The sequence below is a fragment of the Salipiger sp. D13 genome, assembly GCF_003703915.1.
GTDB classification, from domain to species: Bacteria; Pseudomonadota; Alphaproteobacteria; order Rhodobacterales; family Rhodobacteraceae; genus Salipiger; species Salipiger profundus.
In genome coordinates this window covers 25,071-50,228 of the sequence record NZ_RAPJ01000036.1, presented here as the reverse complement: position 1 = coordinate 50,228, position 25,158 = coordinate 25,071, and the positions used below count along the sequence as shown (strand labels likewise).

The following is a 25,158-nucleotide window of genomic DNA, read 5'->3' as shown; positions in this document are numbered from 1 at the left end:
GGCCTGTGCGAGGCTTGCCGCCATCGGCAAGAGGACGGCACGGAAGGATTGGCCATGAAACGCGCGGAACGGATCGGCATCGTCGGCGGCACGGGAATGCTCGGCAGCGCCATCATCGAGGGGCTGCTCTCCAGCGGCACCGTGACCGCCAAGACGATCAGCGTTCTCAGCCGGTCCGGGCAGCCCGGTTTCCTTGCGCGACATCCCGGGCTCGACATTACCACCGATGCGGACAGGCTCTGCGAGAACTGCGGAACGCTCCTGCTGGCCGTTCCTCCCGCCGCTGCGGCCACACTTCGCCTGCCCGCCGCCGATCACCTCGTGCTCTCGGTCATGGCCGGCGTCACGCGCGACCGGCTGTCGGAGATCACCGGAAGCCATCGCGTCGTGCGCGCCATGAGCAGCCCCGCGGCGGCGCTGGGTCTCGCCTACACGCCCTGGGTCGCCTCCGATGGCGTGACCGCAGAGGATCGGCACCGAACGACGGCGCTGTTCGGCGCGATCGGTCTGACCGATGCCCTCGACGAGGAGGCCCATCTCGACCATTTCACCGCCCTCACCGGCCCGGTGCCGGGGTTCGTCGCCTTCTTCGCCGATGCGATGACCGCCCACGCCGAGACGCAGGGTATTCCGCCCGAGGCAGCCGACTGGGCGATCCGGCAGCTCTTTCTCGCAGCAGGCCGGATGATGGCCGAGGACACGCTTTCGCCAGCGGGCCACGTCCGGCAGATGATCGACTACGCCGGCACCACAGCCGCCGGGTTGCAGGCCATGGAAGACAGCCCCATCCGCGGACTGATCTCCGAAGGGCTTGCCGCCGCCGCCGCGAAGGCGCGCGAGATTGGCTGAAACCCCGTCCCGCCACGCCTGCACCGCGCATGAAAAAGGGAGCGGGCCCGAAGACCCGCTCCCTCGTGTTTGCAGACGTGATGCCGTCCGGCTTACTCGTCCTGGTTCAGCGACAGCGCCACGAAGCGCGGGTCGCCGCCACGACGCACGAGCAGCAGGATCGACTTGCGGCCCGCGTCGCGCGCCTCGGTGATCTTGGTCTCGAGGTCGGAGATGCTCAGCACCTCGGACTGGCCGGCCTCGGTGATGACGTCACCGGCGCGCAGGCCCTTCTCGAAGGCTTCCGAGGTCTCGTCCACCTGCGTCACGGCAAGACCCTTGGCGCTCGACTGCAGCCCGAGCTCGTCGCGCAGGTCGCTGGTCAGCGGGCTGAGGGTCAGCCCCATGAGCTCGCTCTCGGCAGGCTCGTCTTCCGGGGTCATCTCCTGCGACGCGGGATAGGTGCGCTCGGCTTCCTCGCGACGGCCGAGGGTGACCTTCAGCGTCTCGGAGTTGCCGTTGCGGTTCACCACCACGCGGACCGACTTGCCGACCTCGGTGTTGCCGACGATGCGGACAAGCTGACGGGTGTCCTCGACCTTGTTACCGTCGAAGCTGGTGATGACGTCACCGGCCTTCATGCCGGCATCCTTGGCCGGGCCGTCCGGCACGTCCGAGACCATTGCGCCGGTGGCCGATGCCAGACCCAGCGCTTCGGCCATGTCTTCGGTCACGTCCTGGATGCGGACGCCAAGCCAGCCGCGGCGGGTCTCGCCGTATTCCTTGAGCTGGTCGACCACCTTGGTCACGACGTTCGACGCCATCGAGAAGCCGATGCCGATGGAGCCACCGTTGGGCGACAGGATCGCCGTGTTCACGCCGATCACGTTGCCGTCCATGTTGAACAGCGGACCACCGGAGTTGCCGCGGTTGATGGCAGCGTCGGTCTGGATGTAGTCGTCGTAGGTGCCCGAGAGCGCCCGGTTGCGGGCCGAGACGATGCCGGCCGAGACCGAGAAGCCCTGGCCCAGCGGGTTGCCCATGGCCATCACCCAGTCGCCCACGCGCGCCTCGTCGCTGTCACCGAAGGAGACGTAGTGCAGCGGCTCTTCGGCCTCGACCTTGAGCAGCGCGATGTCGGTGTTGGGGTCGGTGCCCACCAGCTCGGCAGGCAGCGTGAAGCCCTCGAAGAACTCGATCTGGATCTCGTCGGCGCCCTCGATGACGTGGTTGTTGGTGACGATGTAGCCGTCTTCCGAGATCACGAAGCCGGAGCCCAGTGCCGAAGAGCGGCGCGGACGGTCGCCCTGCGGACCGTTGCGGTCCTGAAACTCGCGGAAGAAATCCTCGAAGGGCGAACCCTCGGGAACCACGCCCTGCGGCCCGGTGCGACCGGCGACCGTCGTCGAGGTGGTGATGTTCACCACCGACGGGCTGATCTTGTCCGCAAGGTCCGCGAAGCTCTCGGGCATGTTCTGCGCCTGCGCCATCAGCGACTGCGACACGATCATGAACATCGACACGGTCGCGATCCAGAACAGGCGCAGCGGCCGTGCGTCTCTTGTTTCTGCTGTTGTTTGGGGTCTCACCTCGAACTCCTTCTGTTCGGCGGCTGGCCGCGCGGGGGCGCGCGCAGCTGCCCTGCCTCCTCGTGATGAGGCTAACATAGGAGCGAATTCCCGCCACCAAAGAAAAGGTTTCACCGTTTCAACCCCATGTGAAAGAGCGGTGATGGCTGGCCCGCTGCCTCATGCGGTCTCATCTGGGCCTGCCCTGATCTCGTTCGGAAAATCGAAAGGATTGGGCCTTAAGCCGGTTCACGTCACAGGGTTCACCGACGCGAGATACCATGCCGCCTGCCTCACTCGACCTGTTCGGTCTCGATGACCGCGACCTCGGCCTGCTGCGCGAGGCCGGCACGCTTCTGGTGCCCAAGCTCGACGCGGTGCTCGACCGGTTTTACGAGGGCGCGCTGTCCGACCCGGACGCGGCCCGCCATTTCACCTCCGACGCGGTGATCGCGCATGCCCGCGAGGCTCAGAGACGGCACTGGTCGCGGCTGCTCGAGGGGCGGCTCGACGATACATATTTCGCATCAGTCGACCGGATCGGACGCACCCACGCCGCCATCAACCTGCCGCTCGAGCTTTACATGTCGGCCTACGCCAAGGCCGCTTTGGACCTGACCGAGCGGCTTCTGGCGGCGATCACGCTGAAACTGATCGGGCCGCGCCGGGCCCGGTATCGGCGCATGATGGGGGTGCTCAACAGCGCCTTCGCGCTCGACATCGAACAGGTGACCTCGGTGACCTTCCGGGTCTGGGGCGAAGAGCAGCAGAAAGCCTTCGGCCACATCCGCACCGCGATCGGCCACCTCGCGCGCGGCGATCTCACCCACAGCATTCCCGGCCCCGGGGAAAGCGACTTTCCCGCCGCCTACGACGATGTCCGGATCGACCTGAACGCCGCCGCGCGCCATCTCGAAGCGGTGTTCGCCAGCCTTGCGCATGCCACGGGGCAGCTTCTGCAGATCGTCGACCGCGTCGGCGACTCCACGGGCGAGCTGTCGCGCCGCACCAGCAGCCAGGCGGCGTCGCTCGAACAGACCACCGCCGCCATGCAACTCGTCAACGACGGGCTGCGCGAGACCAGCGGCAAGACCTCGGGGACGCGCGACACGTTCCGCGGCGCGCAGGCCGAGATGCGGTCGAGCGCGAGCATCGCCGGCGATGCCGCCGACGTCATGGGCACGATCCGCGCCTCGTCGGAGAAGATCGCGCAGATCATCGGGCTGATCGACGACATCGCCTTCCAGACCAACCTGCTCGCGCTCAATGCCGGGGTCGAGGCGGCACGCGCCGGAGAAGCCGGGCGCGGCTTCGCCGTCGTCGCCGGCGAAGTGCGGACGCTCGCGGCGAACGCCTCGGACGCCGCGCAGGAAATCAGGGGGCTGATCCAGTCCAGTGGCGAACAGGTGCGCGACGGGGCGATCCTCGTCGAAAAGGCCCGCAACGCCGTGACCCGGGTCGTGGCCGATTTCGAGACGATGCTCGAGAGCATCGACACCATCGCCGAGGTCACCGGCGAGCAGTCCAGCGGGCTGCAGGAGATCAACCAGACCATCACCGATCTCGACCGCATCACCCAGAGCAACGCCGCCATGGTCGATGAAACCTCGGACGCCATGTCGCGTATCCGCGAGATGGCACAGGAGAACCGGCGCCAGATCGGCGCGCTGCGCTTTCGCGAAACGACGGAGGAAAGCTCAGCCGGTACGGGTTGGGAGGCCGAGAAGCCGCAACCGAGGCCTGCCCGGGGCCAGAAACGCGCCTGACGCCAGCCCCGCGCGCTGCGCGCAAAGCCCGGCGGTGCCCGCTCGTGATTGCTACGCCTCTGCGGCGCAATCCTCTGGCGCGCCGGGCACTGACGCTGGGCTCACTGGAACGAACTCCCCCAACTCATGGCACCGCCCCACAACGCGCTGCCAAAAGAGCGCTTGGGCCTGCGGCTCAGGCGCGGAAGATCCAGAGCAGCAGAAGCCCGGTGGCCACTGTCACGAGACCGAGCGTGCGGCGAGTCTCGATCGGCATCGCGCGCAGGCTCTCGAGCAGGCGCTCGACAAGCGAAGGGGCCAGTGCGTACACCAGCCCCTCGATGATGAGGACCATCGCGATCCCCGTTCCGATGTCGGTCGGCGTCATTGAGACGCCGGCGTGTCGGTGTCCGGGCTTTCCGAGGCCGACGTTCCGCTTTCTTCGGTGCCGTCGGCATCCTCAGAGGTTTCTGCACCCGAGGGGCTGTCGTCACCGGTGATCGACGGAACCGCCGCATCTTCAGACGCCTCGGAGGCAGTGTCTTCGGCCGCGTCTGCCGCAGTATCCGCCTCTTCGGAAGTCTCTTCGAGCGCCTCGTTTGCGGCCTCGTCGGTGGCCGCCGGCGCCATGAAGGCCTCGTCCTGCGACACCTCGGCCGGCGACGCCTCGCCCTGCGACTTGAAGTACTCGAAGAACTCGCTGTCCGGCGTCATCACCAGCGACGAGTTCGAGCCTTCGAGCGCGGTCTCGTACGCCTCAAGCGACCGGTAGAACGCGAAGAACTCGGGATCGGCGCCATAGGCCTGCGCGAAGATGCCGTTGCGCTCGGCGTCGGCCTCGCCTCGGGTCACGTCGGCATCCCGCTGGGCGGCCGAGCGGGTCTCGACCACGGTCCGGTCGGCCAGCGCGCGCACGCGCTGCGCGGCCTCGTTACCACGGGCGATCTCGTCGGCGGCCTCGCGTTCACGCTCGGCCCGCATCCGGGCAAAGGTGGCGTCGAGGTTCTGCGACGGCAGGTTGGTCTGCTTCAGCCGCACGTCGACCACGTCGAGACCCAGCGAGCGCGCCGAGGCGCGGGCATTGTCGCGGATGCGGTTCGAGAACTGGCGGCGATCGGCCGAGAGGATCACGTCGGAGGTCACCTGGTCGGCACCCAGAACTTCGCGGATCTGCGCGTTGAGGATGCCCGACAGGCGGTCCTCGGCGGTGCGCACACCGCCCACGCCGACGGCCTGGCGGAACTGCACCACGTCGGCGATGCGGTAACGCGCGAAGGCGTCGACCACGAGACGGCGGTCGTCCGACGGGGTCACCTCGATGGTGTCGGTGTCGAGCGACAGGATGCGGTCGTCATACTTCACGACCTCCTGGATGAAGGGCACCTTGACGGCGAGCCCCGGCTCTTCCTTGACCGACCGGATCTGGCCGAACTGCAGCACCAGCGCCTTCTCGCGCTCGTCCACCACGAAGACGGACGAAAGCAGAACCACCAGAACGACCACGACGGCGGGGAGGATGAATGTCGTCTTGCGCATGGATCAGTTCCCCTCCGTGGTGTTGCGGTTCCGGTTCAGCTCGTTGAGCGGCAGATACGGCACGACGCCGCCCCCCGATCCCGAGCCTGTGAGACCCTCGTCGAGAATGGTCTTGTCGACCCCGCCCAGCACGCGCTCCATCGTCTCGAGGTAGAGACGGCGGCGAGTGACCTCGGGCGCCTTGGCATATTCCTCGCGCACGGCGGAGAAGCGGCTCGCCTCACCGACGGCCTGGTTCACGACCTGCGCCCGGTAGCCCTCGGCCTCCTCGCGGATCTGCGCGGCGTCACCGCGCGCCTCTGCCACCACGCGGTTGGCGTAGGCGTCGGCCTGGCGTTCCAGCCGGTCACGCTCCTGCTCGGCCGCCTGGACCTCGCGGAACGCGTCGATGACCTCGCGCGGCGGATCGGCGGTGTCGAGGTTGATCCGCACCACGTTGATGCCGCTCTCGTACTCGTCGAGCGTCGCCTGGATCTGCTCCATCGCAGTGTCGGCGATGAGCCCACGGTCGCGGTTGAGGATCGGCGCAAGGTTCGAGGCCGCGATGATCTCGCGCATCACCGCTTCGGAAACCGCCTGCACGGTAAGCTGCGGGTCGCGGATGTTGAAAAGGAGCCTCGCCGGATCCGCGATGTTCCAGACCACCTGGAATTCGATGTCGACGATGTTCGCGTCGGTGGTCAGCATCAGCCCGTCGGAGCCGTTGCCCCGGCCCCCGCCGATCGTTTCCGTCCGCTCCGAGGTCACGTTCACGACCTCGTAGCTCACGAAGGGCCACGGTGCGAAATTCAGACCGGGATCGCCGGTCGAACTGTACTTGCCCAGGAACAGTTCCACAGACTGCTCTTCGGGCTTGACGGTGTAGAAGCTCATGTAGCCCCACAGACCCAGCGCGACCAGCGCGGCCAGCCCCACGGTGCCCTTGGTGAAGCCCGGGCCGCCGCTGCCGCCCCCGGTCGTGCCGCCACCGTTGCCGCCGCGCCCGCCCATCAGCACGCGCAGCCGCTCCTGGCCTTTTTTCATCAGCTCATCGATCTCGGGAATCTGCGGATCCTCGGGCCGGCGCCCGCCGTTGTTGTTGCCGCCACCGCCGCCACCGCTTGGCGGACGGCCGCTGCCACCCTGATTGCCACCGCCGCCCCAGGGGCCGCCGCTGTTTCCTGCCATGAAGCTCTTTCCCTTCCCCTCAAAAGTCCTGTCGTGGGTATCCCGCTGATACCTGTGCATTCCCGCGCCGGATTCAACCGTGCCGCGTCGGATTGCGCATCGTCACGATCTCTTCCGACATGGTCGGATGCACCGCGACGGTGCGGTCGAAATCTTCCTTTGTCGCGCCCATCTTCATCGCGATGCCCGCAAGCTGGATCATCTCCCCGGCGTTCGGGGCGACGATGTGACAGCCCAGCACCTTGCGGGTCTCCCTCGAGACCACGAGCTTCATCAGCACCCGGTCCGAGCGTCCTGCAAAGGCGGTCTGCATCGGCCGGAACGAGGTCGAGTAGACCTCGATCGGCTCCTGGTCGCGCGCGTCCTCCTCCGACAGGCCCACCGTGCCGAACTCCGGCTGGGTGAACACCGCCGAGGGCACCATCTCGTGGTCGACAGGCGTCGGGTTGCCCTTGAACACGGTCTCGACGAAGGCCATGCCCTCGCGGATCGCCACGGGGGTCAGGTTCATCCGGTCGGTGACATCGCCGATGGCGTAGATCGAGGGCACCGCGGTCTGGCTGTACTCGTCGACCAGCACCTCGCCCTTGCGGCCGAGTTTCACGCCCAGCTCCTCGAGCCCCATGTCGTCGGTATTGGGCCGGCGGCCGGTGGCGAAGAACACGAGGTCGAAGACCGCCGCGTCGCCGTTGGTGGCCTTCACCCAGATCGGGCCCTCGCGGTTCTCCGCGGGCTCCTCCGAATCCTCGCGGATGGTGCCGCTCATCGAGATCGCCGACTGCGGATGCCCTTCGAGATCCTCGTCCGTGGCGCAGCGCATCTCGACGATGTCTGTGCCGAGGTGCAGGTCGATGCCGCGCTCGGTCATGGCGTCGGCGATAAGCCCGCGGGCCTCCTCGTCGAAGCCGCGCAACACCTGCGCGCCGCGATAGAACTGCGTCACCTCGACCCCGAGTCCGTGCAGGATGCAGGCGAACTCGCAGGCGATGTAGCCGCCCCCCACAATCAGGATGCGCTTCGGCAGCTCCTCGAGATGGAAAAGATCGTCGCTCACCAGCCCGAGATGCGCGTTGGGGATCTCGGGGCGCACCGGCCGACCGCCGGTGGCGAGCAGGATGTGCTTCGCGGTGAAGGTCTCGCCGGTGCTGAGCTCGACGGTATGCTCGTCCTTGAGGCGCGCGCGGGCGTCGTAGGCATCGACACCGGAGTTCTTCAGCAGCTTGCGGTAGACCCCTTCGAGCCGGTCGAGCTCGTCGCTCAGCCGGGCGTGGAAGCCGGTCCAGTCGAACGGCCCCTCCTGCAGGCTCCAGCCGTAGTTGCGCGCGTCCTCGACGACCTCGGCGTATTCGCTGGCGAAGACCATCAGCTTCTTGGGCCCGCACCCCCGGATGACGCAGGTGCCGCCGTAGCGGTCGGCCTCGGCCAGCGCCACCTTCGCACCGGCGTCGCCCGCGGCCACCCGTGCCGCGCGAACCCCGCCGGAGCCGCCGCCGATGACGAAGAGATCGTAGTCGAAATCGCTCATGTCGCTCGTCCCGTTCTGGTGTCGTCCCGGGTATCCCACAGGCCGGCCGGGATGGCCAGACGCCGCGCACCTCCGGGGGCCGGACCCGTCACCGCGCCCGCGCCTTCTTCTGGCAAAAAATATCCCGGGGTGAATGCGCCGAAAGGCGCAGAGGGGCAGCGCCCCTCCCGCCCACGCCGGCCGCCGGGCTCAGACGTCGCGGAAAAGGTTGTCGCTCTCGACGAAATCCATCGTCTCTTCCTCGACGGTGCCGGCGTTGATGTCGCGCGTCTCGACCCGGCCGTCGCCGTAGCCGATCACCACCCGGTCGCAGATGTCGATGAATAGCCCGTTCTCGACCACGCCGGGGACCTGGTTGAGCACCAGCGCCAGCTCACGCGGGTTGCCGATGCGCGACAGGTGCAGGTCGAGGATATGGTTGCCCTCGTCCGTGACATAAGCCTTGTCGCCGTCCATCCGCAGCGTGGTCTTGCGGCCCATCACGTCCATCGAGACCAGCGCCTCCTCGATCAGCGCCTGACTCGCGGTCCAGCCGAAGGGAATGACCTCGACCGGCAGCGGGAAGGCCCCGAGCGATCCGACCTCCTTGGCCGCGTCGGCGATCACGACCATCTGGTCGCTCGCGGTGGCGACGATCTTCTCCTGCAGCAGCGCGCCGCCGCCGCCCTTGATGAGGTTCAGCTCGGCGTCGAACTCGTCGGCGCCGTCGATGGTGATGTCGAGCCAGCGCGCCTCGTCGAGGGTGATCACCTCGATCCCCACCTCGCGGGCAAGCTCGGCGGTCCGGGTCGAGGTCGGCACGCCGCGAAAGCGCATCCCCTCCTCGCGGACCTTCTCGCCCAGGCAGCGCACCAGCCAGGCGGCGGTGGAGCCCGTGCCGAGACCGACACGCATGCCGTCCTCGACGAATTCGGCAGCGCGTTTGGCGGCCACGAACTTGGCCTTGTCGATGGGCGAAAGCTCTCCGGTCATTGTATCCCCCTGGGTTCGGAACGGGTTCCTTATAGAAAGGGCTCCGGGCGGGCGCGAGTCTCCTTTTCCGGCTTTTCCCGCATGCAGCCGCTTTCCGGGTCCGTCACGCCGGTTTCGGTGCTTGTGCCGCGGCCGGCAACGCCTAGGGTGGCCGCAACTGCGCCCGAACCACAGGATGCCGCGATGTTTCTTTCCGTCTTCGACATGTTCAAGGTCGGTATCGGCCCCTCGTCCTCGCACACGATGGGCCCGATGGTCGCCGCCGCCCGGTTCCTCGACCGGCTGCGCGCCGCGCCGTTCACCGCCCACGGCCTGCGCGCCTCGCTGCACGGCTCGCTGGCCTTTACCGGCGTCGGCCATGCCACCGACCGCGCCACGATTCTCGGGCTCGCGGGGTTCACCCCCGAGGGTTACGAGGCCGAGGCCGCCGAGGCGGCGATGGTGCGCATCGCCGAGGAAAAGCGGGTCACGCCCGAGGGGCTCGCGCCGCTTGTCTTCGATCCCGCCACCGACATGCGCTTCGACTACGACGAGGCGCTGCCCGGCCACGCCAACGGCATGCGGATCGAGGCGATGGACCGGCAGGGCGACGTGATCCTCTCCGAGGTCTACTACTCGGTGGGCGGCGGCTTCGTGCTGACCGAGGCCGAGCTGGCCGCCGGCGACGACGTCGACCACGGCCCCAAGGTGCCCTACCCCTTCCGCTCCGCCACCGAGATGCTCGAGATGGCGACCGCCTCGGGTCTGAGCATCGCCGAGATGAAGCGCCGCAACGAGCTGTCGCGCCACCCGGCGGCCCATCTCGAGGACGGGCTCAAGCGGATCTGGCAGGTGATGGACGACTGCCTGCAACGCGGCCTGACCGAGCGCGGCGAGTTGCCGGGCGGCCTGCGGGTGAAGCGCCGCGCCGCCGACATCCACGACGCACTGCGCGAGGAATACGGCCGCAACCTCACCGCGCCGCATATCATCAACGACTGGATGAGCTGCTACGCCATGGCCGTGAACGAGCAGAACGCCGCCATGGGTCAGGTCGTCACCGCCCCCACCAACGGCGCGGCGGGCGTGGTGCCGGCGGTGATCCGCTACTGGCTGGATTTCGTGCCCGGCGCACAGGCGAGCCGGGTGCCCGAGTTCCTGCTGACGGCGGCGGCGATCGGCGGGCTGGTGAAATACAACGCCTCGATCTCGGGAGCCGAGGCCGGCTGCCAGGCCGAGGTCGGCAGCGCCGCCGCGATGGCGGCGGCGGGGCTCTGCGCGGTCATGGGCGGCACTCCTGCGCAGATCGAGAACGCCGCCGAGATCGCGCTCGAGCATCACCTCGGCATGACCTGCGACCCGGTGAAGGGTCTGGTGCAGGTGCCCTGCATCGAGCGCAACGGGCTGGGCGCGATCAAGGCCGTCTCGGCCGCCTCGCTGTCGATGCGCGGCGACGGCACGCACCTCGTGCCGCTCGATGCCTGCATCGAGACCATGCGCCAGACCGGCCGCGACATGCACCGGCACTACAAGGAAACCTCGCTGGGCGGGCTCGCGGTGAACGTGCCGAACTGCTGAGCCGTTCGGCATCCGTGGCCCGTCAGAGACGGCGATACATGTAGGTCGTGGGATCGCGCCGGTCGGTGCCCTCGGGCGCCAGCGCGAAACCGGGGATCTCGCCCGCCATCTCGAACCCGCAGGCCGCATAGAGCGCCTGCGCCGCATCGCCACTGCGGGTGTCGAGCGTGACGAGCTGCCGGCCCTCGCTGGCGGCACGGTCGAGCAGCGTCGCCATCAGCGCCCGCCCGAGGCCCTGCCGCCGGGCGCGCGGGTGCACCAGCATCTTCGAGACCTCCGCGCGGTGGCTCTGGTTCGGCATCATGCCCAGCACGAGCTGCACCGTCCCCACCAGCGCATCGTCCTCGAACGCCGCCCAGAGCACGCGGTCGTCGCGCCCGAGCGCAGGAAGCACGCTTTGCGTCCAGAACGCCTCCGCCTCGGCCTGCGCGAAGGGCATGACGAAACCGAAGCTCGCGCCATCCTCGACGCAGGCCCGCAGCAGCGCGCCGAGCGCCGGGGCGTGGCGTTCCGCCTCGGCGGCGGTCAGCGCGCGGATCATGGGCTCACGAGCACGAGCATGTAGGTCGCGCCCTCCGTTGCCGGCGTCTCGAAGCTGGACGTGCCGGTCAGGCGATAGCGCAGCGCGTCCCCGGGCCCGATGTCGTGCACGACATCGTCGAGCGTGACCCGCAAGCCGCCCGAGATCAGCACGAGGTGATGCTCCTGCCCCGGCACCGGTGGCCCGTCGTAAGCGATGCGCTTCCCCGGCTCGAGCCGGCACTCGATGACCTCGGCCGCCAGCGCGGCGCCGCCGGGCGAGACGACACGGCGGGTAAAGCCCTCGTCGCTCCAGACCGGCTGGCCGGTGCGCGGCACATGCGCGGGCCCGCCATCCTCGACCATCGCCATCAGCCGCGACATGGTCATTCCATAGGCGCGGCAAAGCCGGCCCAGCACCTCGGCGGTGGGGCTCACCTCGGCCTTCTCGAGCCGCGACAGCGCGGCCCGGCTGACGCCGCTTGCCTCGGCCAGTTGGTCGAGCGTCAGCCCGCGGTCTGCGCGCAGCTGCGCGAGGCGTTGCGCGAGGCGCGTGGTGACGGTTTCGGTCATGGCGGCTCCGGCGACATATTCCCGATCTCGGGAATGATTCCCTATACGGGGATGATACTCTCGCCAAGGCTGGACGCAAGAGCCCGCGGGACCTGCCCAGTGATGCGCATTTCCGGGGGAAACCAATCGTGCCGCAGCGTTGTTTTCCGGGTAAGCTCGACCGGACCGGCGCGAAAGTTTTTGGTCTCTCGCCGGTTGAGGGCTTTGACACTCGGGCTACCTGCCAGTATCGTCCGGGAAAGTTTAACACTAAACTAGTTGGGGAGGAATCGCCATGGCCGCCCGCAAATCAGCCGCCAAGCCGAACGTCTCTCCCGAAGAGCTGAAGCAGTACTACCGTGACATGCTTCTCATCCGCCGTTTCGAGGAAAAGGCGGGTCAGCTCTACGGGATGGGTCTCATCGGGGGCTTCTGCCACCTTTACATCGGCCAGGAAGCGGTCGTCGTCGGCCTCGAGGCCGCCGCGAGCGAGGGCGACAAGCGCGTCACCTCCTACCGCGACCACGGTCACATGCTCGCCTGCGGGATGGACCCGAACGGCGTGATGGCCGAGCTCACCGGCCGCGACGGCGGCTACTCGAAGGGCAAGGGCGGCTCGATGCACATGTTCAGCCGCGAGAAGCACTTCTACGGCGGGCACGGCATCGTCGGAGCGCAGGTGCCGATCGGCGCCGGTCTCGCCTTCGCCGACAAGTACCTCGAGAACGACCGCGTGACCTTCACCTACTTCGGTGACGGCGCCGCCAACCAGGGCCAGGTCTACGAGACCTTCAACATGGCCTCGATCTGGAAGCTGCCGGTGGTCTTCGTGATCGAGAACAACCAGTACGCCATGGGCACCTCGCAGAAGCGCTCGACCTCCGGCGAAGACATCTACACCCGCGGCGCGCCCTTCGGCATCCCGGGCGAGCTTGTCGACGGCATGGACGTGCTCGCGGTCAAGGCCGCCGGCGAGAAGGCGGTCGAGCACTGCCGCGCGGGCAACGGTCCCTACATCCTCGAGATCAAGACCTACCGCTACCGCGGTCACTCGATGTCGGACCCGGCCAAGTACCGCACCCGCGAAGAGGTCCAGAAGATGCGCGAGGAGCGCGACGCGATCCAGAACGTGCGCGATCTGCTGCTTCAGGGCAAGCACGCCACCGAGGACGACCTCAAGGCGATCGACAAGGAAATCAAGGACATCGTCAACGCCTCGGCCGAGTTCGCCAAGGAGAGCCCGGAGCCGGATCTCGACGAACTGTGGACCGACATCTACGCCAGCGAAGTGCCTCAGGGCGACGCGGTGGACGCCTGAGGCAGGAGGAACGACTAGAATGGCTACACAGATTCTCATGCCCGCGCTCTCGCCCACGATGGAAGAGGGCACGCTGGCGAAATGGCTCGTGAAAGAGGGTGACACCGTCTCGTCGGGCGACATCCTCGCCGAGATCGAGACCGACAAGGCGACGATGGAATTCGAAGCCGTCGACGAAGGCATCCTCGGCAAGATCCTCGTGGAAGAGGGCACGGAGGGCGTGAAGGTGAACACGCCCATCGCGGTGATGGTCGAGGAAGGCGAAAGCGTCGAGGACGCCGAGGCCGAGGCCCCCGCTGCCGGCGAGAGCGCCGCAGAGGAGCAGACCGAAGAGGCCGCCGCCCCCGCGAAGGCCGCCGAGCCCGAGAGCAAGGTGCCCGCCGCGGCAGCCTCGCCCGACTGGCCCGAAGGCACCGAGATGAAGTCGCAGACCGTGCGCGAGGCGCTGCGCGACGCGATGGCCGAAGAGATGCGCTCCGACGCCAACGTCTACGTTATGGGCGAGGAAGTCGCCGAGTACGAGGGCGCCTACAAGGTGACCCAGGGCCTGCTCGACGAGTTCGGCGCGAAGCGCGTGGTCGACACGCCGATCACCGAGCACGGCTTTGCCGGCATCGGCGTCGGCGCGGCCTTTGGCGGGCTGAAGCCCGTCGTCGAGTTCATGACCTTCAACTTCGCGATGCAGGCGATCGACCAGATCATCAACTCGGCGGCCAAGACGCTCTACATGTCCGGCGGCCAGATGGGCGCGCCCATGGTGTTCCGCGGTCCCAACGGTGCGGCGGCCCGCGTCGGCGCGCAGCACAGCCAGGACTACGCGGCATGGTACGCGATGATCCCCGGTCTCAAGGTGGCGATGCCCTACTCGGCGGCGGACGCCAAGGGCCTGCTGAAGTCGGCCATCCGTGACCCGAACCCGGTGATCTTCCTCGAGAACGAGATCCTCTACGGCAAGTCCTTCGAGGTTCCGGTGCTCGACGACTTCACCGTGCCCTTCGGCAAGGCGAAGATCTGGCGCGAAGGCTCCGACGTGACCATCGTGAGCTTCGGCATCGGCATGACCTACGCGCTTCAGGCCGCCGAGCAGCTCGCGGAAGAGGGTGTCGAGGCCGAGGTCATCGACCTGCGCACGCTGCGGCCGCTCGACTACGGCACGGTGATCGAGTCGGTGAAGAAGACCAACCGCTGCGTCACGGTCGAAGAGGGTTTCCCCGTCGGCTCCATCGGCAACCACCTGGGTGCCTACATCATGCAGAACGCCTTCGATTATCTCGATGCGCCGGTGATCAACTGCGCCGGCAAGGACGTTCCCATGCCCTATGCCGCCAACCTCGAGAAGCACGCGCTGGTGACCACCGCCGAGGTGATCGAGGCGGTCAAGCAGGTGACCTACCGGTGAGCCCGGTCGAGGTCATCGGGCGCGACGTCGCACGCGAAGCCTACCGCGTCCGGGTGGACGCGGACGGGCACGCGCGGACGGCGTTCGTGCCCGAGTGCCTCATGGAAACGCTGCGCCCGGGCGAGCGCCCGAGCCACCAGGAAGCCTATGAATGGATCGCCGCCCATCGCGGCAAGATCGAGAAAGCCGTGATCGCACGGGCCGCGGCGCGCGCGCCGCGCCCGCCCTACGATCTCGTGACCCTCGCCGAGGAGAGCTGAACAGATGCCCACCGAAATCCTGATGCCCGCCCTGTCGCCCACCATGGAGGAAGGCACGCTGGCCAAATGGCTGGTCAAGGAAGGCGACGAAGTGAATTCCGGCGACATTCTCGCCGAGATCGAAACCGACAAGGCCACGATGGAATTCGAGGCGGTGGACGAAGGCACCATCGGCAAGATCCTCATCGACGAGGGCACCGAGGGCGTGAAGGTGAACACCCCCATCGCCGTGCTGCTGGAAGAGGGCGAAAGCGCCGACGACATCGACAGCGCGTCGTCCTCCCCTGCCCCGGCGGCCACCACCGACGAAAGCGCCGCCCCCGAGAAGGAGGCCGAGAAGGCCGCCGCCGCGACCCCCTCGGCCCCGGCCGGCCCCGCCACGCCTGCGCCTGCCGCGCCGCAGGATGCCGACGGCAAGCGCATCTTCGCGACCCCGCTGGCGCGCCGCATCGCCGCCGACAAGGGGCTCGACCTGACGCAGGTGAAGGGCTCGGGCCCGCACGGCCGGATCGTGAAGGCCGACGTCGAGGCCGCGCAGCCCGGCAAGGCCGAGGCCGCCGCGCCCGAAGCCAAGGCCGCGCCCGCCGAGAAGAAGGCCGCCGACGCCGCCGTCATGCCCGCAGGCCCCTCGGCCGACGCGGTCAAGAAGATGTACGAGGGCCGCGACTACGAAGAGGTCAAGCTCGACGGCATGCGCCGCACGGTGGCAAGCCGCCTGACCGAGGCCAAGCAGACCATCCCGCACTTCTACCTGCGCCGCGAGATCAAGCTCGACGCGCTGCTGAAGTTCCGCTCGCAGCTCAACAAGCAGCTCGAGGGGCGCGGCGTGAAGCTGTCGGTCAACGACTTCATCATCAAGGCCAGCGCGCTGGCGCTGCAGAGCGTGCCCGACGCCAACGCCGTCTGGGCGGGCGACCGGATGCTGAAGCTCACGCCCTCGGATGTCGCGGTCGCCGTGGCGGTCGACGGCGGGCTCTTCACGCCGGTGCTGAAGGATGCCGAGATGAAGTCGCTCTCGGCGCTCTCGGCCGAGATGAAGGACCTTGCCACCCGCGCCCGCGACCGCAAGCTCGCGCCGCATGAATACGTCGGTGGCAGCTTCGCGATCTCCAACCTCGGGATGTATGGCATCGACAACTTCGACGCGGTCATCAACCCGCCGCACGGCGCGATCCTCGCCGTCGGCGCGGGCGTCAAGAAGCCGGTCGTCGGCGACGACGGCGAGCTGACCGTGGCGACCGTGATGTCGGTCACCCTTTCCGTGGATCACCGGGTCATCGACGGCGCGCTCGGGGCCGAGCTGCTCAAGGCGATCGCCGAGAACCTGGAGAACCCGATGGTGATGCTGGCCTGATCTGTCTGTCGGCCGGACATCGCTCGGAACGCCCGCCGCCCACCGGCGGGCGTTTCCTTTTTCGGGGATGTATGTTTTCGCGTCATGGCACCCTTGCAGCTTTGGCGGGTTGTGCGCGCCCCCCGCGCTTCGTTAGCGTTGGTCATGCTGCGATGCGGCAGGTTTCGCACGCCTGACGCCCCCGCCAGCCCCCCGTCCTGCCGGAGTAGATCCATGACCTTCACCGACCGCCAGGCCCGCCTGACGATCCTGTCCCTCGCGCTTGGGGCCTTCGCCATCGGCGTCACCGAGTTCGCCGCGATGGGACTTCTCCCCTATTACGCCGCCGACCTCGGCGTCTCGGAGCCGGCCGCGGGCTACGCGGTGAGCGGCTACGCCATCGGCGTGGTGGTGGGCGCGCCGGTGCTCGCGGTGCTGGGCTCGATGCTGCCGCGCAAGCTGCTGCTGATCCTGCTGATGGCCTTCTTCATGATCGCCAACGTCGGCACCGCGCTCGCGCCGGAGCTCGACACGTTGGTGATCGCCCGGGTGCTGGGCGGGCTGCCGCATGGCGCCTTTCTCGGGATCGGGATGCTGTTCGCCGCCGAGATGATGCCCGAGGGCCGCAAGGCCGCGGGCGTGGCGCAGGTGCTCATGGGGCTGACGGTGGCCAACGTCATCGGCGTGCCGGCGGCAGGCTTCATCGGCCAGACCATCGGCTGGCGCTGGTGCTTCGCGGCGGTGGCCGTGCTTGCCGCCGCCTCGGCGCTGATGATCGCCCGCGTCGCACCGCAGCCGGAGGAAGGGCACAACACCAACCCTCTGCGCGAGCTCTCGGCGCTGGCCAACCGCGCGATCTGGCTCACGCTTGCCGTCGGCGCCATCGGCTTCGGCGCGGTCTTCGCGGTCTACTCCTACTTCTCCGCCGCGCTCATCTCGGCCGCCGAGGCGCCCTCCTGGGCGATCCCGCTGGGACTGTCAGGCTTCGGCGTCGGCGCGACGCTGGGCAACTACTACGCCGGCATGCTGGCGAACTGGTCGCGGCTCGGCGGCGCGCTGGTGCTGCTCATCGGCATGGTCGTGACCTCGCTGGTCTATTCCGCCGTGATGGGTGAATGGGTGGCGATGTCGCTCGTGGTCATGGTTCTGGGCATGACCGCCGGCCTCGTGATCCCGCTGCAGATGCGCCTGATGGACGTGGGAGGCGACGGCCAGACCCTTGCCGCCGCGCTCAACCACGCCGCCTTCAACGCCGCCAACGCGCTTGGTCCGTGGCTGGCGGGCATCGGTCTTGCGGCGGGCTACGGCTGGAGCGTGACTGGCTACGTCGGCGCGGGGCTCGCCGCAGCAGGCATCGTGGTGCTGGGGCTCGCCTGGCTCGACGCCCGGCCGCGCGGTCGGGTCGTACCGGCCGAGTAACGTCGCAACACCCCTTCGGACATGAGAAAAGGCGCCCGACCGGGGCGCCTTTTTCATGGCTTGCAGATGGGAACCGCGCGTTATTCGCCGCAGTTGCAGCCCGTCAGCTTCTGGTCCATGTCGCGCGACGGCTGGTCGCAGCCCGCGTCGCCCACGATTTTGGCAGGCACGCCCGCGACCGTCTTGCAGGGGGGCACGTCCTCGAGCACGACCGAACCTGCCGCGATGCGCGAACCGCAACCGATGCGGATGTTGCCGAGCACCTTCGCCCCCGCCCCGATCAGCACGCCGTCGCCGATCTTGGGGTGACGGTCCTCGTCTTCCTTGCCGGTGCCGCCCAGCGTCACCGAGTGCAGCATCGACACGTCGTTGCCCACAACGGCGGTCTCGCCGATGACGATGGAATGGGCGTGGTCGACCATGATCCCCTGCCCGATCTTCGCGGCAGGGTGGATGTCGACGCCGAAGAGCTCCGAGGCCCGCATCTGGAAGAAGAACGACAGGTCGTGCCGGCCCTGCCGCCACAGCCAGTTCGCGACACGCTGGCTCTGCACCGCCTGGAAGCCCTTGAAGTAGAGCAGCGGCTGGAGGAACCGATGGCAGGCCGGGTCACGGTCGAAGGTGGCCCGGATATCGGCGCGCGCGGCGCGGGCCAGCCACGGGTCCGAGGCATAGGCCTCGTCGCAGATCTCGCGCAGGATCTGTTCCGACATCTCGCCGTTGGACAGCTTCATCGAGATCCGGAACGCCAGCGCCCCCTCTATGGTGGCGTGGTGCAACACCGAGACATGTACCATGCCGCCCAGCAGCGGCTCGGCGGCGACGGCCTCTTCGGCCTCTCGGGTGATCCGGGCCCAGACAGGGTCCAGCTCGGCGATCCTTGCGCGGGTTTCGGCCATCGTTCCCTCCGTTTGATCGGGCTTTTATAGCAGATAGGGTGAAGGGACCGAAACGCAAAAGGGTGATGGATCGAATGACGGATCGGAATGACCGCTTCCGCGCCCTGATCGACGCGCGGCTTGCCGAACTGGCCGAGGAGGACGCGCTGGGTCGGTCCGGGCAGGCGACGGTGGAGCTCGACCAGCAGGCGGTGGGACGGCTGTCGCGGCAGGATGCGCTGCTCGGCCAGTCGATGGCGCGCGCCACGCAGGCGCGGCGCGACGCCCAGCGCCGCGCGCTCGTTGCCGCCCTCGAACGGATCGAGAGCGGCAATTTCGGCTATTGCGAGGATTGCGGCGAGGAGATCCCCGGGCGTCGGCTTGAGCTCGATCCGACGGCACGGCGCTGCGTCTCCTGCGCCAGCGGCTGACCGGCATGGGCGGCCGCCCTGTGGCGGCGCAACGCGTCGAGCACCAGCATGAGACAGTCGGCATAGTCCGGATGATCAGGCCGGTGGCCCGGCGCCATGGGGCGTGCCATCGCTGCGGCCATGAGCGTGCCGTTGCCCCAGCCCGGATGCGTCCGCCCCAACCGACGCCGGTAGCGATCCGCCGCCTCGGCCCGTGCCACCAGCTCTTGCGCCGCCTGCCACCGGCGCCCGGACGGCAGGCACAGCAGCACGCGGGCCGCGCAGATCACGTCGGCGTGCAGAACCGGCCTCATGCCGAAAGCGTCACGCTCGCGAAGGGCCCCGGGCCGTAGCGCGCCGAAAGCTGCGCCACCTCGATCCGGTAGTCGCCCGAGAGCCCGTCCTGCGCCGGGTCGTAGCTCCATGCGGGTGCGGCCACATCGACGCTGCGCACCAGCGTGTCGCCCTGCATGACCCGAAGGCGGTAGGCCTCGGCCTCCTCGCCCAGCGGCACCTCGGACAGCTCCCAGCCATCGCCGTCGATGCGGGTGCGCCGGACCCAGCCCAGCGCGACGCCGCTTCCCGAGGGCTCTGCCCGCAGGTGCACCGGCCGGTAGGGCCGCAGGCCGTTGCCGTCGAAGGCGTGGACCTCGTGCACGTAGCTCGGATCGTCGTATCCGCGCTGCGCCGGGCCGATGCGGTAATGCCGCTGTTGCTGCCGCATGGCGGCAGCCAGCGCGATCTGCTGCGGCGTGCCGTCGAGCCGCACCACCCACGATCCCGCCGGCCAGGCCTCGGGGATTGCCGCGTCGGTGCCGAACTGCCCACGCAAGCGGTGCGAGACCAGCCACCTGCCCGCGCCGACCACCTCGGCGTCGCGGAACTGCAGGAGCTCCCAGTTGCCCGGCGTGCCGTCGCCGATGGCCAGCAGGTTGCCCCCGGCCAATAGCGCCGCATCGCCGATGGATTGCAACGTGCCGGAGAGCATGCGCAGCTGCAGCCGGGCACCACGGTCGATCCGGCCGGCGGGGGCGGCGAAAAGCGGCGTCTCGGTCACCCCGACCACGGCGCGGGCGGCGATGATCTCGTTCAGCGCGTAATCCGCGTCGGTGGCCGCGTCGTAGACCGCGACCGACCCGGGCCACGGCTGGGCCGTGAGCGCGAGATGCGGCGCGTGTTCGACCTCCTCGCCGCTCATCAGCGGCAGGTCCATGAACAGCGGCAGCACCCGCACCGCCGGCACGAAGGGTCGCAACGTGGGCCCCGTGTCGGGAAAGTCCGTCGGAAGGTAGACATCGGGCTCGATGCGCACGGCGTCGATCAACTGGTGCGTTCCGATCTCGACCCGGTCGACGCGCGCCAGCACCCGCCCACTCGCCGCGGGCAGCGACACCACGTCGCCGGCCGCCACATCGAGCCGCGAGGGCGGCAGCGCGAACCGCAGGCTGTCCTGCGCGATGCGGGCCTCGGAGAGCCAGCGTTCGACCGTCAGCCGCCCCTCGCGCCGGGTAAGCGCCATCGGCAGCTCGGTCTCGGCCACCGCATGAGTTTCCTCGTCGGGCAGCACGGTCTCCTCGGCGGCGACCGCGTAATCGCCATCCGCCTCGATGAAGCGCAGGCGGACGCGGCCCGCCGTATCGGCCTCGCTGGCACGCAGCCGCAGCAGGTCGCCCTCCAGATCATCCGAAACGGCAAGCTCGGACACCTCCAGCGGCGCGGCATCGCGGCCCCGGCGCATCCGGAACACCAGCGCCCCGTCGCGCTCGATCGCATCGAAGCCATGCGCCAGCATCAGCGGCTGCAGCGCGCGGCGGCCATCGGCCACGCGGTCGACGCTGTAGCCCCGCACCCAGCCATGCAGACCACTCACGTCATAAGCGAGCACACCGGCCCGCTCGCAGATCTCGGCCACGACCGAGGCCAGCGTCCGAGACGACACCCGCCCGGTGATCCAGTGACCGCGCCGGTAGTTGTCGCCGTCGCTCCAAAGCTCGGTAAGACCGGGGAACCACGGGTAGGGCCGCGCATCCCAGGCCCAGACATAGGCGTGATCCATGTCGATCATCCGGCCGCCGTAGCCCTCCGAGACCGGGTTGTTCGCAGGATCGCGCCAGTAGGCATGCATCGCGCGCAGGTATTGCCGCTGGATCAGCTCGTCGCGCAGGCCGTTGGAGAAATGCGGCAACCGGCTCTCGGAACTCTTGGCGTCGAGGAACTTGTTGGGCTGGTTCGTACCCTTGTCGACGGCGGCGCAGCCCAGCTCGGTGAAGCGCACCGGCTTCGAGCCCGGCACCCAGTCGGTCGGGTCGCTCTGCCGCACCCCGCCGATGCGCTCGTGGTGCGGATTTTCCCACCAGCCGCGGATGTCCTTGTAGCGCCAGATCCAGGGCTCGCCGTGGGCCCCGTCGGTGATCGGCGCGCGCCGCTGCGCCGCGCGTGCCTCGGCGGAGGGGTAATACCAGTCGTAGCCCTCGCCTCCGGCGACGTTGGACATGAGGTAATCGGCATCGTGGATTGCGCCCCACCCGGCATCGAGGTGATCATCGCCGTCACGCCAGTCGGACAACGGCATGTAGTTATCGATGCCGATGAAGTCGATCTCGTCGTCGGCCCAGAGCGGGTCGAGATGGAAATACACGTCGCCCGTGCCGTCCTGCGGATGGTAGCCGAAATACTCCGACCAGTCGGCGGCATAGCCGATCCGCACGTCCGGTCCGAGCAGCGCACGGCACTCGGCGGCCAGCGCCCGCATCGCCGCGACCGTCGGAAACCCCTTGTCCGACCGGATCTGGGTCAACGCGCGCATCTCCGAGCCGATGCAGAACGCCTCGACCCCGCCGGCGGCGGCACAGAGCGCGGCCTGGTGCAGGATGAATCGGCGATAGGACCATTCCTCGGGCCCGTCGTAAGTAACCGCGCCATCACCCACCGTGAAATCCGCCGCCGAGGCGGTTCCGAAGAAGGCCGCGACCTCGTCGGTGGCCGCCCCCGTGCCGTCCGGCGATCCGTCCCGTCCGGGTGCCGTGCTCAGCGTGATGCGCCCGCGCCACGGCAGCACCGGCTGATCCGAAGCCCCGCTCCAAGGGTCGGAAAGCCCGTTGCCCGAGAGCTGGTCCATGAGGATGAAGGGATAGTAGAGCACGTCAAGCCCCTGCCCCGTCATCCGCCGGATCGCCTGGATCACCGAGGTGTCGCAGGGCGTGCCGCCATAGACCGGCCGGTCATCAATACGCGGCACAAGCTCCGCGCCCTCGCGCGTCAGCCCCGAGACGGTCCACGGCATGTCCGGTGCGTCGAACTCCTCCTGCTCGATCTTCGGCCTGATCTCGCAGGTCCCGCAACGCAGATCGTTGCCGAACCAGCTCACCACCAGCGAGACCGCCCCGCAGGAGGGCGCCTCCTCGGTCAGCTGGTCGAGCGAAACGTTGAAATCCGGCACTTCGGCTGGCGAGTTGACGTTCACTACCCCCGAGGCATCCTCGGCGTAACTCATGTGCACAGGCTCGGTCGCCAGCGCGTATTCCCCGGTGCCGGGGATCAGTGCCACGCCCCGAATGGCATGGGGCAGATCGTCGTGGTCGGTCTGCTCCGGGCGCGTGACCTCGAAACTGAACTGCGGAATGCGGTTGCCGAACCGCTCGAGCATCAGGTCCTCGATCACGACATAAGCCGTGCCCCGGTAGGCCGGCACGAGTCCCGTGCCTTCGACCGTCTCCATCTTGGGATCGGGAAGCTGGTCGTCCGAACCCGGATAGACCCGCATGGTCAGCTCGCCGACCGCGATCTCGGCCCCGTCGGCCCAGACCCGGTTGACCGAGGTGATCTCACCCTCGCAGAGCGCCACGGCAAGGCTCACCGAGTAGCTGTAGCTCTTCACAGTCGGCTGCGGCGGCGCCCCCTTGCCTCCGCCGCCCGCCTTCTTGGTCCGAACGTGCTCGGAGAACTCGGTGGCCCAGATCACATGGCCTCCGATCCGCAGCCGGCCGAAGACCTGCGGGATCGGGGCGCCCTCGCCCGTGCCGCTGAGCCGGAACCGCTCGATGCGGCCGGTCTCGATGGTATCGGCCCCCTGCCCCATCAACCGCTGATCGAGCGCCCGCCCGAAGCTGGCGCCGATGAAGCGGCCCACGGCTGTCATCGAAAGGCCGAGAACCGAGCCCCCGAAGGCGCTTCCGATGGTGGCGCCCACCGCCGAGAATAGGATCGTCGCCATTATGTCGTCTCCATTGGTAGGGCAAAGCGCGCCGCCAGCCGGCGACGCCAGGGCAGGCTGAAGGCGCTCTCGATGACGCCGTGGCCCGTGTAGGCGTGGATGAAGCTCGGGTCCGCACCGACCCGGGCCTGCACCCCGAGATGCTTGGCGACCGCGCCCTCTTTCATGCGAAAGAGCAGCACGTCGCCCGGCGCGGCGTCGTCGCGGGGCTTGCGTCGCATCAGCCGCAGGCCGAGGCGCATCAGGGCCTCGTCACCCTGCGGCTCGGACCAGTCCATCGTGTAGGGCGGCACCGTCTCCGGCTCGGGCCCGAGACAGTCGCGCCAGACGCCGCGCAGCAGGCCGAGACAGTCGCAGCCCGCGCCCCTGACCGAGGCCTGGTGCACGTAGGGCGTCCCGATCCAGCCGCGCGCCGCCCGCACGATCCCGGCGCCGCCGGTCACCTCCGGCTCCCGCCGCCACGGGCGCCGGCCTGTGTCGGGTGAACCATCATCCAGTCGTCCTCGGGGATGTCCGGGAAGCCCCGGAAGTTCAGCAGGTTGTTGAATTTCAGCCGGCAGGTCTCGAACCGTTTGTCGCACCCCGCGAGCACCCGGACGCGGTCCCCCGGCGCCGCGGCGGTCCGAAGCGGCTCCCAGAGGTCGATCCGCCGCTCACCGTCGACAAGGCGGTCGCGCTTGACCATGCCCACGAGGCCCTCGGCCGCGCCGCTCAGGACCTCGAGGCGACCGCGTTGGAACCAGCCGTCATCGAACCCCTCCAGCGGCCCCAGCCCGAACGAGCGCCCCTCCACGACCGACACCAGCGGCCCGTCGTGGAAGTATCCCGGCTCTGCAAGATCCACCCCACAGGCCCCGTCGCCAAGCACCGCCGAACAGGGCTTCTGGAAGCTCCGCCCCAGCGGGCGGTTCAGCGCCTCGGTGAGACCGCGCAACTCGGCGTGAAAGGCCCCGCCCGTGCGGCGGATCTCGCCGATGCTCCCGCGGAACAGCACCTTGCGCTGCGTCACGTCCTGCCAGTTGACCATCCACGAGACCACCTCGGCCCCGTCGAAGCGCCCGGCGTCGATATCGGCCTCGGACAGCGCGTCGTCGCTGAGCGCCCCCATTGCCTCGGTATTGTCGACGGACAGCCCCGTGGCCTGCTGCAGCGCCAGCGCGCTGAGGCCGGTGTCGGCGCGGAACCGCAGCCCCTCGAAGACAAGGTCGACGTCGTGATCGGTGAAACCGTAGCGGGTCCCGTCGGCACGGGTGACCGCCCAGCAGCGCGAGACCGTAGTGCTGCCTGTCGCCAGATGCGCGTGAAGCTCCGCCACCGCCATCAGACCCGGACCTCGACCACCGGCACGTCAGGCGCCTGCCCCGCCTGAAAGCTCGCCACGCTCACGTTGATCCGGTCAGTGTCGAACCGCACCGGCACGTCGAACTCGTAGCCGGCGGTGATCTCGACATCGGCCAGAGGGGGCTCGGCAAAGGTGAGGATCCCGGTGGCGGTATCGATGTCGAAATGCACCCCCTCGCGCATTTCCACGTCCTGCACCGCGGCAAGCACTGTGCCCGCGACCGGCTTGGTGATCGGCCGGGCGTAGCTTTCGCCGCCGGAGCGATAGACCTTCACCAGCTGGAAGCTGCGGGTCGCGCCGTCGCCGCGCGCGATGACCTGGTCCGTGGCCGAGATCGTGCCACCGGGCCGGCAGGACTTGTGATCGGCCCAGTCCTTCCAGCGGAAGCCGTGCAGCTGGCCGCGCCGCGCCTCGAAAAAGGCCAGCAGGTTCTCGATGTCGTCGAGATCGCGCAGACCCAGCCCCGCGTCGTAGCGCCGCCGCGAATGCGCCCAGGGCGTGTTGCGCTCCTCGTGGCCGCTGGTCAGCTCGACCACGTCGGTGCGCCGCTCGGGGCCGCCGAGCGCGCCAAAACTCAGGTCGGCGGGGAATCTCACCTCGTGAAAGCTCATCGTCGT

At 68.7% G+C, this 25,158-nt stretch carries 22 protein-coding genes; 9 read left to right on the top strand and 13 right to left on the bottom strand.

What is annotated here, in order from left to right:
* Positions 1–54 precede the first annotated feature (54 nt).
* Positions 55–849 carry a pyrroline-5-carboxylate reductase family protein gene (locus tag D6860_RS22415; RefSeq protein WP_076622053.1) on the top strand — a complete coding sequence of 265 codons (795 nt, stop codon included), beginning with the start codon at positions 55–57 and terminating at the stop codon, positions 847–849.
* A 92-nt stretch (positions 850–941) separates the two neighbouring features.
* Here D6860_RS22415 and D6860_RS22410 read toward each other — a convergent pair whose 3' ends face one another.
* Positions 942–2,345 (bottom strand): DegQ family serine endoprotease, encoded by a 1,404-nt coding sequence (locus D6860_RS22410; RefSeq protein ID WP_229743249.1) that lies wholly within the window; start codon positions 2,343–2,345, stop codon positions 942–944.
* Between the two features lie 332 nt (positions 2,346–2,677).
* Between D6860_RS22410 and D6860_RS22405 the strand changes: the two genes are divergently transcribed.
* Positions 2,678–4,162, top strand: a complete 1,485-nt coding sequence (locus D6860_RS22405) for a methyl-accepting chemotaxis protein (RefSeq protein ID WP_076622055.1) — start codon at positions 2,678–2,680, stop codon at positions 4,160–4,162.
* 175 nt (positions 4,163–4,337) lie between these two features.
* Here the strand turns inward: D6860_RS22405 and D6860_RS22400 are convergent, their stop codons facing one another.
* From D6860_RS22400 to rpiA, 5 genes are all read right to left on the bottom strand, one after another.
* On the bottom strand, positions 4,338–4,529 hold the full coding sequence (locus D6860_RS22400; RefSeq protein ID WP_017468182.1) for a DUF2065 domain-containing protein: 192 nt from the start codon (positions 4,527–4,529) through the stop codon (positions 4,338–4,340).
* The gene (gene hflC / locus D6860_RS22395) at positions 4,526–5,677 is read right to left on the bottom strand and encodes a protease modulator HflC (RefSeq protein ID WP_076622056.1); all 1,152 of its coding nucleotides are present in this window, start codon (positions 5,675–5,677) and stop codon (positions 4,526–4,528) included. Before hflC ends, D6860_RS22400 begins: the two co-directional genes overlap by 4 nt.
* A 3-nt stretch (positions 5,678–5,680) precedes the next feature.
* Positions 5,681–6,844: an FtsH protease activity modulator HflK gene (gene hflK / locus D6860_RS22390; RefSeq protein WP_076622057.1), complete on the bottom strand. Its 1,164-nt coding sequence runs from the start codon at positions 6,842–6,844 to the stop codon at positions 5,681–5,683.
* A gap of 73 nt (positions 6,845–6,917) precedes the next feature.
* Complete coding sequence (locus D6860_RS22385) at positions 6,918–8,369, bottom strand: FAD-dependent oxidoreductase (protein WP_076622058.1); 1,452 nt, start codon at positions 8,367–8,369, stop codon at positions 6,918–6,920.
* Between the two features lie 189 nt (positions 8,370–8,558).
* Complete coding sequence (gene rpiA, locus D6860_RS22380; RefSeq protein WP_017469490.1) at positions 8,559–9,341, bottom strand: ribose-5-phosphate isomerase RpiA; 783 nt, start codon at positions 9,339–9,341, stop codon at positions 8,559–8,561.
* A 183-nt stretch (positions 9,342–9,524) separates the two neighbouring features.
* Here rpiA and D6860_RS22375 point away from each other — a divergent pair, with 183 nt between their 5' ends.
* Entirely contained in the window at positions 9,525–10,898 is a 1,374-nt protein-coding gene (locus D6860_RS22375; protein WP_076622059.1) for an L-serine ammonia-lyase, read from the top strand.
* A 22-nt stretch (positions 10,899–10,920) separates the two neighbouring features.
* Here the strand turns inward: D6860_RS22375 and D6860_RS22370 are convergent, their stop codons facing one another.
* Positions 10,921–11,439: a GNAT family N-acetyltransferase gene (locus D6860_RS22370; RefSeq protein WP_076622060.1), complete on the bottom strand. Its 519-nt coding sequence runs from the start codon at positions 11,437–11,439 to the stop codon at positions 10,921–10,923.
* A complete protein-coding gene (locus D6860_RS22365; protein WP_076622061.1) occupies positions 11,436–11,990 on the bottom strand; it encodes a helix-turn-helix domain-containing protein in 555 nt (184 codons plus the stop codon). Before D6860_RS22365 ends, D6860_RS22370 begins: the two co-directional genes overlap by 4 nt.
* Before the next feature lie 274 nt (positions 11,991–12,264).
* Here D6860_RS22365 and pdhA point away from each other — a divergent pair, with 274 nt between their 5' ends.
* From pdhA to D6860_RS22340, 5 genes are all read left to right on the top strand, one after another.
* Positions 12,265–13,287, top strand: coding sequence for a pyruvate dehydrogenase (acetyl-transferring) E1 component subunit alpha (gene pdhA / locus D6860_RS22360; protein ID WP_076622062.1), 1,023 nt, complete (start codon positions 12,265–12,267; stop codon positions 13,285–13,287).
* Positions 13,288–13,306: 19 nt separating this feature from the next.
* Positions 13,307–14,686: a pyruvate dehydrogenase complex E1 component subunit beta gene (locus tag D6860_RS22355; RefSeq protein ID WP_076622063.1), complete on the top strand. Its 1,380-nt coding sequence runs from the start codon at positions 13,307–13,309 to the stop codon at positions 14,684–14,686.
* Complete coding sequence (locus D6860_RS22350) at positions 14,683–14,946, top strand: hypothetical protein (protein WP_076622064.1); 264 nt, start codon at positions 14,683–14,685, stop codon at positions 14,944–14,946. The genes D6860_RS22355 and D6860_RS22350 overlap by 4 nt, the downstream gene beginning before the upstream one ends.
* Positions 14,947–14,950: 4 nt before the next feature.
* Complete coding sequence (locus tag D6860_RS22345; protein ID WP_076622065.1) at positions 14,951–16,300, top strand: pyruvate dehydrogenase complex dihydrolipoamide acetyltransferase; 1,350 nt, start codon at positions 14,951–14,953, stop codon at positions 16,298–16,300.
* Positions 16,301–16,513: 213 nt separating this feature from the next.
* Entirely contained in the window at positions 16,514–17,698 is a 1,185-nt protein-coding gene (locus D6860_RS22340; protein WP_076622066.1) for an MFS transporter, read from the top strand.
* 80 nt (positions 17,699–17,778) lie between these two features.
* On the opposite strand, the gene cysE is transcribed toward D6860_RS22340, so the two are convergent.
* The gene (cysE, locus tag D6860_RS22335) at positions 17,779–18,597 is read right to left on the bottom strand and encodes a serine O-acetyltransferase (RefSeq protein WP_076622067.1); all 819 of its coding nucleotides are present in this window, start codon (positions 18,595–18,597) and stop codon (positions 17,779–17,781) included.
* 74 nt (positions 18,598–18,671) lie between these two features.
* On the opposite strand from cysE, the gene D6860_RS22330 reads away from it, so the two are divergent.
* Positions 18,672–19,007 (top strand): TraR/DksA family transcriptional regulator, encoded by a 336-nt coding sequence (locus D6860_RS22330; RefSeq protein ID WP_076622068.1) that lies wholly within the window; start codon positions 18,672–18,674, stop codon positions 19,005–19,007.
* Between the two features lie 289 nt (positions 19,008–19,296).
* Here D6860_RS22330 and D6860_RS22320 read toward each other — a convergent pair whose 3' ends face one another.
* Genes D6860_RS22320 through D6860_RS22305 form a run of 4 tightly spaced genes read right to left on the bottom strand, consistent with a single transcriptional unit; the run spans position 19,297 to position 25,152 of the window.
* Positions 19,297–23,199, bottom strand: coding sequence for a baseplate multidomain protein megatron (locus tag D6860_RS22320; protein ID WP_076622069.1), 3,903 nt, complete (start codon positions 23,197–23,199; stop codon positions 19,297–19,299).
* Positions 23,199–23,642 (bottom strand): NlpC/P60 family protein, encoded by a 444-nt coding sequence (locus D6860_RS22315; protein ID WP_076622070.1) that lies wholly within the window; start codon positions 23,640–23,642, stop codon positions 23,199–23,201. Before D6860_RS22315 ends, D6860_RS22320 begins: the two co-directional genes overlap by 1 nt.
* Complete coding sequence (locus D6860_RS22310) at positions 23,639–24,520, bottom strand: DUF2163 domain-containing protein (RefSeq protein ID WP_076622071.1); 882 nt, start codon at positions 24,518–24,520, stop codon at positions 23,639–23,641. Before D6860_RS22310 ends, D6860_RS22315 begins: the two co-directional genes overlap by 4 nt.
* On the bottom strand, positions 24,520–25,152 hold the full coding sequence (locus D6860_RS22305) for a DUF2460 domain-containing protein (RefSeq protein ID WP_017469233.1): 633 nt from the start codon (positions 25,150–25,152) through the stop codon (positions 24,520–24,522). The genes D6860_RS22310 and D6860_RS22305 overlap by 1 nt, the downstream gene beginning before the upstream one ends.
* Positions 25,153–25,158 lie beyond the last annotated feature (6 nt).